Origin of the sequence: Nonomuraea sp. NPDC059007 (assembly GCF_042740555.1) — a bacterium.
GTDB lineage: Bacteria > Actinomycetota > Actinomycetes > Streptosporangiales > Streptosporangiaceae > Nonomuraea.
In genome coordinates, this window is the sequence record NZ_JBHYJD010000009.1 from 108,759 (window position 1) to 122,155 (window position 13,397).

9 protein-coding genes are annotated in these 13,397 nt (G+C 71.4%); 8 read left to right on the forward strand and 1 reads right to left on the reverse strand.

Going from position 1 to position 13,397, the window contains the following annotated elements; genetic code table 11:
• Window positions 1–193: 193 nt before the first annotated feature.
• The 7 genes from ACFWY5_RS16930 (at window position 194) to ACFWY5_RS16960 (ending at window position 9,715) form a co-directional block, all read left to right on the forward strand.
• Entirely contained in the window at window positions 194–1,174 is a 981-nt protein-coding gene (locus ACFWY5_RS16930; protein WP_379632788.1) for a LacI family DNA-binding transcriptional regulator, read from the forward strand.
• Between the two features lie 208 nt (window positions 1,175–1,382).
• Window positions 1,383–3,044 carry a DUF4185 domain-containing protein gene (locus ACFWY5_RS16935; protein ID WP_379633104.1) on the forward strand — a complete coding sequence of 554 codons (1,662 nt, stop codon included), beginning with the start codon at window positions 1,383–1,385 and terminating at the stop codon, window positions 3,042–3,044.
• 130 nt (window positions 3,045–3,174) lie between these two features.
• Window positions 3,175–4,242, forward strand: coding sequence for a glycoside hydrolase family 172 protein (locus ACFWY5_RS16940; protein ID WP_379632790.1), 1,068 nt, complete (start codon window positions 3,175–3,177; stop codon window positions 4,240–4,242).
• Window positions 4,243–4,261: 19 nt separating this feature from the next.
• Window positions 4,262–5,572, forward strand: a complete 1,311-nt coding sequence (locus ACFWY5_RS16945) for an ABC transporter substrate-binding protein (protein ID WP_379632792.1) — start codon at window positions 4,262–4,264, stop codon at window positions 5,570–5,572.
• Window positions 5,569–6,453, forward strand: coding sequence for a carbohydrate ABC transporter permease (locus ACFWY5_RS16950; protein WP_379619523.1), 885 nt, complete (start codon window positions 5,569–5,571; stop codon window positions 6,451–6,453). The genes ACFWY5_RS16945 and ACFWY5_RS16950 overlap by 4 nt, the downstream gene beginning before the upstream one ends.
• Window positions 6,450–7,259: a carbohydrate ABC transporter permease gene (locus ACFWY5_RS16955; protein ID WP_379619521.1), complete on the forward strand. Its 810-nt coding sequence runs from the start codon at window positions 6,450–6,452 to the stop codon at window positions 7,257–7,259. Before ACFWY5_RS16950 ends, ACFWY5_RS16955 begins: the two co-directional genes overlap by 4 nt.
• Window positions 7,256–9,715: a GH116 family glycosyl-hydrolase gene (locus ACFWY5_RS16960; protein WP_379632794.1), complete on the forward strand. Its 2,460-nt coding sequence runs from the start codon at window positions 7,256–7,258 to the stop codon at window positions 9,713–9,715. The genes ACFWY5_RS16955 and ACFWY5_RS16960 overlap by 4 nt, the downstream gene beginning before the upstream one ends.
• Here the strand turns inward: ACFWY5_RS16960 and ACFWY5_RS16965 are convergent.
• A complete protein-coding gene (locus tag ACFWY5_RS16965) occupies window positions 9,693–10,736 on the reverse strand; it encodes an exo-alpha-sialidase (protein ID WP_379619516.1) in 1,044 nt (347 codons plus the stop codon). The two genes, ACFWY5_RS16960 and ACFWY5_RS16965, sit on opposite strands and share 23 nt — an antisense overlap.
• A gap of 120 nt (window positions 10,737–10,856) precedes the next feature.
• On the opposite strand from ACFWY5_RS16965, the gene ACFWY5_RS16970 reads away from it, so the two are divergent.
• A complete protein-coding gene (locus ACFWY5_RS16970) occupies window positions 10,857–13,277 on the forward strand; it encodes a hypothetical protein (RefSeq protein WP_379632796.1) in 2,421 nt (806 codons plus the stop codon).
• The last annotated feature ends 120 nt before the right edge of the window (window positions 13,278–13,397 follow it).

Genomic DNA, 13,397 nt, shown 5'->3' on the forward strand with positions numbered 1-13,397 from the left:
GTCATGCCCCCGGGGGACACACGCGTCTGTGGGTACCCGCGCCCGGGAGCACGCACGCCTGGGGGTACCCCGAGCCTGTGGCCTCGCGGGCTTCTGGGCGCTTGTGTGTGCGGGGCTGGCGGCATGGGGGCGCCATGGGTCGGTGGGCGTGGGAGACTCGGGGGAAATCGATTTCCAGGGGACTGGAGGTGCGGTGGCGCAGATCACGATCAAGGATGTGGCCGGTCGGGCCGGGGTTTCTCCGGCCACGGTGTCGCGGGTGCTCAACCATGGGCCCACGGTGGCCGAGGAACTGCGGGAGCGGGTGCTGGCGGCCGTCCGGGAGCTGGGGTATCGGCCGAGTTCGCAGGCCAGGTTCCTGCGGACCCGTGCCACCACCGTCCTCGGGCTGATCATCTCGGACATCACGAACCCGTTCTTCACCTCGATGGTGCGCGGCGCGGAGGACGCCGCGAGCAAGGCGGGGTACTCGGTGATGCTGGCCAACACCGACGAGGACCTGGAGAAGGAGCAGCGCTCCATCGAGGTGGCCGCCGCCGAGAACATGGCTGGGGTGATCCTGTCACCGGCCTCGGCGACGCGTACCTCGATCGCGCTTCTCGCCGAACGCGGCATACCTGTCGTCACCGTCGATCGGCGGCTGCAGACGGCCAAAGTCGACCGGGTCGGGGTCAACAACGTCAAGGCTGCCCAGGACGCGGTCCTGCGGCTGGTGGATCAGGGGTGTCGGCGGATCGGGTTCATCGCGGGGCCGACCGAGGTGACGACCGCCGTGGACCGGCTGGCCGGGTACCGGCACGGGCTGCGGGCCGCCGGTCTCGCCTACCGTCGCGAGCTGGTGGTGCGGGGCGACTACCGCATCGAGGGCGGGCGCGCCGCCGCCGCCGGACTGCTGCGTCTCAAACCCGGGCCGGACGCGCTGTTCGTGTCGAACAACCTCATGGCGCTCGGCGCGGCGACCGCTTTGCGGGAGTACGGCCTGCGCTATCCGGAGGACATCACGCTGGCGGTGTTCGACGACATGCGGTGGGCGCTGGGGCTGAGTGACGCGATGACGCTGATCTCGCAGCCCACGTACGAGATCGGGCGGCTCGCTGTGGAGCTGCTGTTGCGCCGCGTGTCGGGGGAGGGGTTCCCGCCTCGGCACGTGGTGCTGCCTGCCGTACTGGTATGACACGGTTCTTGACGGCGTCGCCGGGCCGCTTGACAATGCGGGAAATCGATTTCCCGAGGAGGCCGGGCACATGGACACCCGCTTACGTACCTGGACGGTCACGGGCAGCCTGCTCGCCCTGATCGCCACCACCGCCCCCCACCTGCCCGCCGACGCCGCGTCGCACGGGGAGCGCGCAGCTCCCGGCCCGCTCCCGGCCGCAGCGGTGATGCGGGAAGGCCCCGCTCCGGAACCCCGGCAGGCGGCGCCGGGCCGGGAAAGCGTCTCAGCGGGACACCCCGAGGCCGCGCCGGGAAGGCGGCACTCGGGTTCGACGGTCTCGGGCGGGGAGGTTGCCCGGGACAGGCAGGGGGAAGCGGCGCGAGGAAGGTGGGGCGTGGGGGTGGCGTCGGGAGGGCGAGACCCCAAGGTGTCGGAAGGGTGGGGTGGGGGAGAGGGGCGGGGTGTCGTGGGGGTGGGGCGGTCGCCGGGGGTGGTGGTGGCGAAGGTTACGGGGGCGGGGACGGGGACGGACGCGGCTTGGAAGGTCAATGCCACTGATCTTGGGATCATGTGGGACAACGGGGCCGGGGAGGTGCTGGCCGCGTTCGGGGACACCTTCGGGGACGGGTGGGCGCCGCCGGGGGCGAACGGGGGTGACTGGCGGAGCCAGGTGCTCCTGCGGAGCGGCGACCGGGATCTGGCTGATGGGATGACCTTCAGCAGCGCGGCCACCGATCGGGCGGGGCATGCCAAGGAGCTGATCCCCAGCAGGAAGGTCGATGGTGACGAGATCACCGTCATTCCCACGGCGGGAGTGTCGGTGGGGGCGCGGCAGTACATGGGGTACATGTCGGTACGCCACTGGGGCCCGCCCGGCCAATGGGACACCAACTACGCCGGCATCGCCTACTCCGACGACAACGGCCAGAACTGGACGGCGGCAACCACTCCCCGCTGGGACAACCCGGACGGCGGCAACCACTTCCAGATGGCGGCGATGGTCCGCCGAGACGGCTACGTTCACCTGTTCGCCACCCCCAACGGCCGGAGCGGCGCCGCCTACCTGGCCCGGGTCCCCGAGCACCAGATCCTCGACAAGTCCGCCTACCAGTACTGGACCGGCTCCCAATGGCGGCAGGGCCAGGACACCCTGGCCGCCCCGGTGGTGAACGCCCCCGTGGCCGAGCTGTCGGTGCAGTTCAACGCGTACACCGGCAAGTGGCTGATGACCTACCTGCAGGGCAGCGACGTGGTCCTGCGCTCGGCCGCGGCCCCGACGGGACCGTGGAGCGCACCGGCGCTCGTCGCGAGCTCCGCCGACTACCCCGGCCTGTACGGCGGCTTCATGCACCCCTGGTCGCAAGGCCCCGATCTGTACCTGACGCTGTCGGAGTGGACGCCGTACAACGTCTACCTCATCCGGATCACCCTGACCCCGGACGCCGCCATCGCCAACGCCAACCTGGTCCGCGACCCGAGCTTCGAGCGCCAGACCACCGGCACGGTCGCCACCCCGTGGGCCTGCCACGGCAACTGCGGCATCGACAACGGGACCTGGTCCTTCACCGCCGACCGCAATGCGTTCGCTCGCTACAACCGGGGCTGGCATGACCTGTACCAGGTGGTGCCGGTCGCGCCGAACACCCGCTATGTCCTGACCGGCTGGCTGCGGACCTCGGGCAACAACGACAACGGCTTCTTCGGCGTCAGGGATCCGGGCGGCGCGCCGTTCAGCGAGACGAACTTCCGGGCGGTGGGTTCGTGGACCCGATACCGGGTCGCGTTCGACAGCGGCCCGCGTACCTCGGTGGAGGTGTTCGCCGGGATCTGGACCGACAACGGCGACATGTGGCTCCAGCTCGACGACGTCTCGCTCGTCCGTGGCTGAGAAATCGATTCCTCTGACAAAACCCCAGTACAAGACCGCAATCAGCCGCTCACCGCGTCAGGGAGCCTCTTGACGCGTCCCGCCAACCGAGGTACGACGTCAGCAATCGATTTCTCAAGGAGGAACGACCGTGACCTACGGCCAGCACGGCAGCAGCCTCCGCGACCTGCCGAGGTTACGCGCGCACCGCCGCCGCCGGGCGTCGAGCTGGGACCGCACCGGCGGCAACGACGACAGGATCACGATCGAGCCCGGCCAGACCGTGACGCTGGCCGACCTGCGCGGGGCCGGCTCGGTCAACCACATCTGGATGACCGTCGCCCCCCGCGACCCCGCCACTCCGGAGACCGCCGACCGCGACTTCCTGCGCAAGCTCGTGCTGAAGATCTACTGGGACGGCTCCGAGCACCCCAGCGTGTTCGTGCCGCTCGGCGACTTCTTCGGCATGGGCCACGCGCGCACCGCCGACTTCGTCTCCGCCCCGCTCCAGATGAGCCCGCAGGACGGCAAGGCGTTCAACTGCTGGTTCCACATGCCCTTCGCCGACGGCGCCCGGTTCGAGCTGGTCAGCGAGTGCGCGTCGGAGGTGCTGTGGTTCTACTACTACATCGACTACGACGAGTTCGGCGAGCTGGGTGACGGGCTGGGCCGGTTCCACGCCCAGTGGCGGCGCGAGTGCCCGGCCGACGGCCTGGAGCAGGGCGAGCTGTCCAACTCCGCGTGGCTGTTCGACGGCGCCAACACCGACGGCGCCGGGAACTACGTCATCCTCGACGCCGAGGGCCGCGGCCACTACGTCGGCTGCGTGCTCAACGTGACGAACCTGCGCCGGACGGCCGACTGGAACTGGTACGGCGAGGGCGACGACATGATCTTCATCGACGGCGAGGCCTTCCCGCCGAGCCTGCACGGCACCGGCACCGAGGACTACTTCAACACCGCGTGGTGCCCCAGCCGGCCGTACCACGCGCCCTATCACGGGATCACGCTCCCGGGCGGCGAGAACTGGAGCGGCCAGATCTCCCTGTACCGCTTCCACATCGAGGACCCCGTGCCCTTCACCACCTCGATCCGCGTGACGATCGAGCACGGGCACGCCAACCGGCGCAGCGACGACCTGTCCTCGGTCGCGTACTGGTACCAGGAGCTGCCGCACCGGCCGTTCACCCTGCCGCCCGTGAGCGCCCGGCTGATCTGAGGAGCGGGAAGGAGGAGACGTGCGAGTCATCCGGCTGACCGCGTGCCTGGCGGGCGCGGCGGTGCTGGCGCTCGGCTGCGGATCCGGCGCGGACACGCGGCCCGGCGGCAGGACCGAGATCACGCTGTGGCAGCAGAAGTTCACCGACCAGGAGGACGCCTGGTACAAGAAGGCCGTGGCGGCCTACAACAAGGCGCAGGACAAGGTCGTACTCAAGCACCAGATCGTCCCCGCCGACGCCTGGGACCAGAAGATGAAGGCGGCCCAGGCCGCGGGCAAGGCGCCCGACCTTTACACGCTCAACTACAGCAAGGCGCCGGGTTTCGCCCGCACCGGCCAGATCCAGGCGCTCGACCCGCTCATCCCGGCGGGCAAATGGACCGGGCTGCAGGAGCCCGTGCTGCGCTCGGTGGAGTACAAAGGCCGCAGGTTCGCCTACCCGATGCTGGTCGAGCCGTCGGCCGTCCTGTTCTACCGCAAGGACCTGTTCGCCAAGGCCGGGCTCGACCCCGACCGGCCGCCCGCCACCTGGGCCGAGCTCATCGCGTACGGCAAGCGGCTCACGACCAGGGACGTCTCGGGCGTGGTGACCGCCGGCAACGCCATCGACATGGCGTGGTCCACCTGGGGCCTGCAGTGGAACGCCGCCTCCCACCTGCCCATCAGCGACGACTGGGCGGCGCCGCGGGCGAGCGACCCGGCGTACCGGCAGCTTCTGCAGGTCTACCAGGCCCTCTACCAGCAGGGCATCATGCCCAAGCAGCCGCTCGCGCCGTACGCCGACGCCAACCCGATGGGCCAGGGCAAGGCGGCGATGATGGTCTGCGGCTCGTGGGCCGCGAGCGTCCTGCTGTCGGACTACCCCCAGCTCGTCCCGAACATCGCCGCCGCCGCGCTGCCGTCCTTCGACGGCGACGCCGCCAAGCCGACCGCGACCCTCGGCGGCTGGACGCTCGTCGTGGACGCCAAGTCGAAGCACGCCCAGCCCGCCGCCGACGCCATCAGCTGGCTGCTGGCCGGCGACACCCGGCTGCTGGTCGACTACTTCAAGATCACGAAGTTCTCCAAGTACTCACCGCGCGCGGCCGTGGCCGACGCGGTCAAGAACGACCCGGCCGCCGCGGAGAACCCCTGGGCCAAGATCATCGAGGATCAGGTGGTGGCCCGCGCCAAGCCGGAGCCGACCTACGACTGGGCCATCAGCCTCGCCTTCGGCAAGGCCATCGAGAAGGCGCTGCAGGGCAAGGACATCGATGCCGCGCTGAAGGCGGCCGACGCCGAGATCAAGGAGTTCATCGCGAAGAACGACCTCGCGGGCCAGGGATCTTGACGAGGCGCGGACGGGACACCGGGGCGGCGCTGCTCATGCTGGCGCCGCTCCTGGCCCTGCTGGGCGTCTTCGTCGTCTGGCCGCTGGTCCACGCGGCGTACATCAGCTTCTACACCTGGAGCTTCTACGAGTCGCCCGTCTTCGTCGGCCTCGGCAACTACCTCGACGTGCTGACCGACCAGGCGTTCGTCGACGCGGTGCTGCGCGGCCTGGCGTTCTCGGCCATGGTGGTGCCGGCGCAGGTGGCCGTGGCGTTCGTCTTCGCCGTCCTGGTCAAGTCGCTCAGCCGGCGGATGGCCGCGTTCATGAAGGTCACGATCTACATCCCCGCGGTGATCTCCGAGGTGATCGCCGCCATCGTGTTCTCGCTCATCTACACCCACCGCGGCGGCCTGCTGAACTGGTTCCTCGGCCTGCTGGGCAAGCAGGAGGACACGGCCTGGCTCGGCGAGACCGGCACCGCGCTCGCCGCGGTCGCGGTGCCGGCGGTCTGGCTCGGCGTCGGCGTCGCCTCCCTGATCATGCTGGCCGGGCTGCTCGACATCCCCGAGACCTACTACGAGTGCGCCTCGCTGGACGGCGCCGGCCCGTGGACCAAGATGTTCCGGATCACGCTGCCGCTCATGAAGAACATCATCCTGTTCCTGCTGGTCACCGGGTTCGCCGCGTCGCTGCAGTTTCTCGTGCTGCCGCTGGTCATGACGCAGGGCGGCCCGGTCGACTCCACGACGCTGCCCAACCTGTTCATCTTCCGCCACTTCACCAACGACCTCTACATCGGCTACTCGATCGCCGCCGCCCTGCTGCTCTTCGCCGTCCTGGGCGCGGTCTCGGCGGTCATCTTCCGTCTCGTGCGATCGGAGAAGGCGATGGACGGATGATCGGGCGGATCATCAGGTACGGCACCGCCGCCCTGTTCACCGTGGCGGCACTGTTCCCGCTGGCCTGGATGGCCGTGGCCGGGTTCAAGGCCAAGACCGAGGTCGTGGCGACGCCGTTCCAGTTCTTTCCCGAGATGTGGCGCTGGGAGAACTACGCCCAGTTGCTCGGCGACGCGGCGTTCCTGCGCTCGCTGGCGGTCACGTTCACCGGCGCGGTCCTGTTCGCGGCGCTCAGCCTGGCCGTCAACGCGCTCGGCGCCTACGCCTTCGCCCGGCTGGACTTCGCGCTCAAGCGCACGCTGTGGTTCGTCGTGATCACCACGATGTTCGTCCCCGGCATCGCGATCATGCTCACCTCGTTCGTCGTCGTCACCCAGCTCGGCATGCTGGACTCGCTGGCCGTCCTGGTGATCCCCGGCGCCGCGTCCGGCCTGCAGGTCTTCTTCCTGCGCCAGTACTACCTCGGGCTGCCGGTCGCGCTGGAGGAGGCCGCCCAGCTCGACGGCGCCGGGCCGTGGCGCGTCTTCCTGCACATCTTCGTCCCGCTGTCCAAAGGAGCCTTCGTGGTCGTGGGGGTGACGTCGTTCCTGGCGTTCTGGAACGCCTACATCTGGCCGGTGCTGACGATCACCGATCCGGAGCTGTTCCAGGTGCAGCAGTACCTGGCGGCCTTCCGCTCCGACCGGAGCTCCGAGCTGAGCCTGCTCATGGCGGGCTCGGCGCTGGCCGCGCTGCCGGTCATCGTCCTGTTCCTGTGCTTCCAGCGGCACATCATCGCCGGCATCCGCATCTCGGGGCTGAAGTGAGGGCGCGGCCCATCCCGCACCAGCGGGGGCGGCACGTGGCCATGCCGCTCGGCGGGATCGGCACCGGCAACCTCGCGATCTGCGCCGACGGGGGGCTGCGCCAGTGGCAGCTCCAGAACTCGGGCAACCATCTGGGCGGCCTGCCGTACACCTTCTTCGCGCTGCGGGTGAGCACGTGGGAGCCGCCCGCGAACAGGACCGTCATCCTGCAGGCGCCGCCCCCCGCGCCGGGGGCGGAGGGAACGCCGCTGGTCAACGACGACCACGTGCCCGCGTGGCAGCGGGAACTGCTGGCGCGGCATCCGGGAGTGCCGGGGACGACCTTTCGCGGGCTGTATCCGTTCGCCCGGATCGAGTACCACGGGCTGCCGGTGCGGGCGGAGCTGGAGGCGTTCAACCCGCTGATCCCGCTCGACGTGGAGCGCAGTTCGCTGCCGGTGGCGATATTCACGTTCACGCTGGCCAACGAGGGGGCCGTGCCGGCGCAGGTGTGGCTGGCGGCGGCCGTGCAGAATCCGGTGGGGCACGACGGGACCACCGCGGTCGAGGGCGTGCGCGCGGCCGGATACGGCGGCAACACCAACCGCGTGCGCCGCCACGGCGGGTGGAGCGCGCTGGTCATGGAGAACACGCGCGTGGATCCGGCCGCGCCGGGCGCCGGGCAGGCGGTGCTGTCGGCCGACTCGCCGCAAGCCGCCTTCCTGCCGCAGTGGGCGCATCCGGAGGAGTTTCTGTCGTTTCTCGCCGGACGCGCCGTCTACGGCGACGCCGATCGGGTACGGCACGCGTCCTGGTCACCCGACCCCCAGACCGGCCGCGCCCGGCCGGGCCCTTCACCGGAGGGCCACACCTGGAACGGCGGCCTGGTGGCGCCGGTCACCCTCGAACCCGGCACGAGCGCCCAGATCCGGATGTGCCTCGCCTGGCACTTCCCCAACCGGTACGCGGACTTCATCCAGTTCGGCCCGCCGAACCCCGCCTGGGGCCCGACCCGCTTCTGGCTGGGCAACGCCTACGCCACCCGCTTCCCCGACGCCGTCGACGTGGCCGCCTACACCCAGGAACACTGGACCGGCCTGCGCGACGACTCGCTGCGCTGGACCGGCGCCTTCGACGGACTGCCGGTGGAGACCGCCGAGCACCTCGCCGCGCAGGCCGCGATCCTGCGCAGCCCCTCCTGCTTTCGCGCCGCCGACGGCACCTTCTACGGCTTCGAGGGCGTGCTCGGCGCCTCCACCTCGATGTGGTCCGGCGACGTCGGCGGCTCGTGCCCGCTCAACTGCACCCACGTGTGGAACTACGCCCAGGCCGTCGCCAAGCTCTTCCCCACGCTGGAGCGCGACATGCGGGCCACCGAGTTCGGCGTCGCGCAGGCGCCGCAGGGCTACCTCCCGCACCGCGTCCTGGCCCCCACCTACCTGCGCCAGCTCTGGGACGTCCCCATCGGCGGCCCCACGGAACCCGCCCTCGACGGCATGCTCGGCGCCCTACTCAAGACCTTCCGCGAGGTACGGCACGGCGACCCCGCCGACCACCGCCCCGCCCTCCAACGGCTGCTCGGCCACATCCGCCGCACTTGGGACCCGGAGGCGACCGGCGTGCTGCGCGGCGTGCAGCCGTCCACGCACGACATCGACCTGAACGGCCTCAACCCGTACATGGGCGGGCTGTGGCTGGCCGCGCTGCGCGCCGCCGCCGAGATGGGACTCGGCGACGACCTGCCCGAGCTGTTCGCCCGGGGCAGCGCCCTGTACGACGAGCGGCTCTTCAACGGCGAGTACTACATCCAGGAGCCGGAACCCGGCACCGACTACCAGTGGGGCACCGGCTGCCTGTCCGACCAGCTCATCGGCCAGTGGTGGGCACACCAGCTCGGCCTCGGCCACATCCTGCCGCGCGAGCACGTGGTATCGGCGTTGCGGGCGATCGTGCGGCACAACCTGCGTACCGGCTTCGAGGGGTTCGAGCATCCGTACCGGGTCTTCGCCGACGGTGACGACACCGGGCTGCTCATGTGCACGTGGCCGCGGGGCGGGCGGCCCGAGGTGCCGACCCGGTATTGCGACGAGGTGTGGACGGGCAGCGAGTACCAGGTCGCGGCGCACTGCCTGTGGGAGGGGCTGACGGAGGAGGCCGACGCCATCCTGGGCGGGCTCTGGCGCCGGTACGACGGGCGGCGGCGCAACCCGTACAACCAGATCGAGTGCGGCGACCACTACGTGCGCGCCATGGCGGGCTGGTCGGTGCTGGAGGCGATGTCCGGCGTCACGTGGGACGCGGGCACGGGGCGGCTCACGGTGCGGGACCGGGGACCCGGCCGCTGGCCCCTGCTGCTGCCGACCGGCTGGGGCCACCTGACCCGCGACGCCGAGGGCGTCCACCTCACCTGCCTGTACGGCGAGCTGCCGGCAGGCGCCTCGGTCGAGGAACCGGTCAGAGGCCCGGCAGCGTGGTGAACGTGATGCGGTCGTACGGTGACCAGTTTCCCGTCTCGTACAGTAGCCCGACCCCCGCGTCGCCCAGATGCACCAGGTCGGAGTAGGCGGCCGGCACCCCGGACACGTGCCGGACGAACTGCCACGTCTGACCCGCGTCCTCGCTGACCCGCAGGCCCATCGCGGCCCGGTCGGTGAGGTGGGACGGGCCGGAGTACAGGAGCCGGCCGCCCGGCAGCGCCAGCACGCTGGCCTGGACGTCGGCGGTGACGATCGTGGCCTGGGCGCGGTAGGAGACCTCGAGGGTCTGGCCGCCGTCGCGGCTGTAGGCGTCGGCGCGGTTGCCGGGGCCGGTGCCGCCGCGGTCACGGCAGTTGAAGTAGAGGCGGCCGTCGGGCAGTTCGGCGAGGGTGGTCTCGTTCTCGTTGACGTAGCCGTTGGGGTTGGAGGAGGTGAAGCCGATCCGCCAGTTCGCGCCCTGGTCGTCGGAGTAGACGCAGTGGCCGCCGTAGTGCTTGGGCTCCGATCCGGTGTCACCGGCGGCGGGCGGGCGGGAGTGGCTGGCGCCGATGACGATCCGGCCGGAGGTGGTGACGATGCCGTGGCCGGGGCCGGTGGCGTACCAGCGCCAGGCCGGTTGTTTCACGGCGGCGGTGATCTCGGACGGCGGGCTCCACGTCGCGCCGGCGTCGTCGGAGCGCTGCAGGTAGACGCGGCGGGGGGCGGCGGCGCCGCGCATGATCTCGTGCTCGGTGGCCGCGCCCGCGTTGCGGCAGGTGAGCAGGAGGATGCGGCCCGACGGCAGGACCACGGGGGCCGGGTTTCCCGCGGTGTCGTTTCCGTGGCTGGTGACCACCTGGAGCGGGCCCCAGCTCCGGCCGCCGTCGGAGGAGCGGCGGCACACCACGTCGATGTCGCCGGTGTCGCTGATCGCCTGCCGTCCTTCGGCGAACGCGACCAGGGTCCCGTCCTGCGCGCGGACGATCGCGGGAATGCGGAACACCGGATAATCCGTGCCTGAGGCGAACACCACCGTCGACATGCGTTCGATCATTCCGCAGGATCGGCCCTCGCCGCTAGAGACCAACCGTCCCGGCGGCCGGGAACGCATGAGTAGGGCCTACTCATGCGCCATACCCGGATATGCCGGACCGTGCCTGGTATGGATGGTTTCCACGACACCACCACGGCCGGGGTGACCGAACTGCGCGTGCACGGGGTCTCCGGCACCCCGCCCGCCGACATCCTCAACCACCCCCACCCGCGGCAGGTCTGCGGTGACGACGAGGCCGGGTTCTACCGGCGGTGGTGGCCCGGCGGGCAGCCGACCGGCCAGGACGCCGACCTGCCCGGAGTCCGGCGCAGGGAGGCGTACGCGTGGGGCGGCCTCACCTCCGGCGGCAAGACGATCGCGCTGTGGTTGTTGCTGCTGCCGTTCGCGCTGGTCAACCTGGCGTACTTCATGCTGCCCCGCCCCGCGCCCCGGTCCGCGGACGGTACGCCGTCCCGCTGGGCGATCCTGCTGCGGGACGTGGCCGAGGCCGGGCTGCGGCTCTACGCGCTGCTGCTGACCGGGGCGCTGGTCGGAGCGGTGACCCGGGCCGCGGTGGACCTCGTCGGCTGGCAGTGCGCCGCGGCCGGCCGTGGCTGCACCCTGCCGGAAGCGCCGTCGTGGGTGCAGTGGCTGAACGCGCTGTGGCCGGAGGAGATCTCGCCCCGGCTCGCGCTCACCGCGCTGGTGCCCTTCGCCGTCGTGGTGCTGCTGTGGGTGATCGGCCGGCGGACCTGGATGCGTGACGAGGGTACGGCCATGCCGTCCAACGGGGCCGAGTCCACCTCCGCCCTCCTTGCCCAGCCGCGGTTGTGGCACGGGGAAGGGCCCGTGGGGCGGCTGCGGGCGCTCCATCTCGCGTTCGCGCTCGGGTCGATCGGGCTGGTGGTGGCGCTGCCGTACACGGGGATCGGGGTGGGGCTGGCCCTGACGCTCGCCAACGCGGGCGTGCAGGTGGCCGCGGTGCTGCTGGTGCTCCTGCCCGGCGTGGCCCGCCGCGTCAACCCCCGGTCGGACTCCGGCCGGCCGTGGCTCGACGGGGTGTGCGTCGTGGTGCGGTGGGCGGGGCTGGGGGCCTTCGTGGTCACGTTCCTGGTGGCGCTGAACGGGCTGCCCAACGGGGCGCCGGCCTACCGGCTGCCGACCGGTGTGCTGGGGCAGGTGACCTTCGCGCTGACGGTGGGGGTGGCGCTGTTGCTGCTGGCCGCCGTGCTGGGCCTGGCGCTGATGGACCGGCAGCGGGAGGCGCGGCGGCCGGTGGGCGGGATGGCGAGCTGGTTCGTGCTGATGGCCGCCACCGCCTGCGTGAACGCGCTCGGGCTCGGGGTCGTGTTCTGGACCGCCTCCTTCTTCGGGGTCCCCGACTCCATGAACACCGGGATCTCCGCCGGCGGTCCCGGCCGCCGCCTCTTCCTGGGTGACGAGACCTGGTGGACCGCCTCGCTGCTGCCCGTCGTGGGGGCGGGCGCGGTGGTCGCCGGCGTCGTCCTGGTGTGCGTCCGGCTCAGGGTGGCCGCGGCGCTGGCGTCCGAGCTGACGGAGCAGTACGGGGCGGAGAACCAGACCACGGTGGCGCGCATGTGGGCGCTGGCCTCGCTGACCGACAAGGCCGGGCTGGTCCTGGGGGTGCTGTCCGGGTTCGGGCTGGCGGGGTTCGCCGTGGTGACCGTCATCTACCAGCTCAACCTGCTCATCCCCGTGGGCGGGGTCGCCGGGCTCATGGCCACCCTCGGTAGCTGGGCGCTGGCCGCGCTGCTGGTCGGGCTGGTTCTGCTGGGCCGGCGTGCGTACAGCGACAACGGGCTGCGCCGGACGATCGGGATCTCGTGGGACATCTGCACGTTCTGGCCGCGGGCCATCCACCCGCTCGCCCCGCCCTGCTACACCGAGCGGGTCATCCCCGACCTGCTGCGCCGCCTGCGCACGCTCGCCCCCGGCGACACCGACCGGGTCCTGCTGTCGGGACACAGCCAGGGCAGCGTCATCGCGGTCGCCGCGATCATGCAGCTCGACCCGGAGATGAAGAAGCGCGTCAGCCTGCTGACGCACGGCTCTCCGCTGCGTCGCCTGTACGCGGCCTTCTTCCCCGCCTACTTCGGCCCCGAGTGCCTGAAGGAGGTGGCGAAGGTGCCGTGGATCAACCTGTACCGCCGCAGCGACCCGATCGGCGGCCCCATCTTCCACCGCATCCCGGACGCGGCCGCGGCCCCCGAGGAAGCCGGAGAACCGGCCAGAGCGCCGGGGTCGATCACGGGGCCCGTCACGGAGTGGGCCACGGCGGCGACGACGGCGTCGGACACCGGTCCGCTCATGGGGTCGGTCACCCGCCCGGCGAGCGGCCACGTCGTCGACCGCCACTGCTGGGACCCGGCCCGCCCCGAGCACGGGGAACGGCTGCCCCTCGCGTACTGGCACTCCGACTACTGGCTCGACCCCGCCTACCAGGAGTCCGTGGCCTTACTGACCGCACGGCCCGGCGGCCCGGCCGTCACGGTCACCCGGGTCACGGCCCCGGACCAGGTGGGCTCGTAGCCGCGCTTACCTCCTTCTCCTCCTCGGGAAGGAGGCGGGGTTCGGCATCGGGCCGGAGGCGGGACGATCTTCGAGCTGGGAGGGTCGGAGATGTCCCGCGTTACTCCGTGAAAGGGCTCA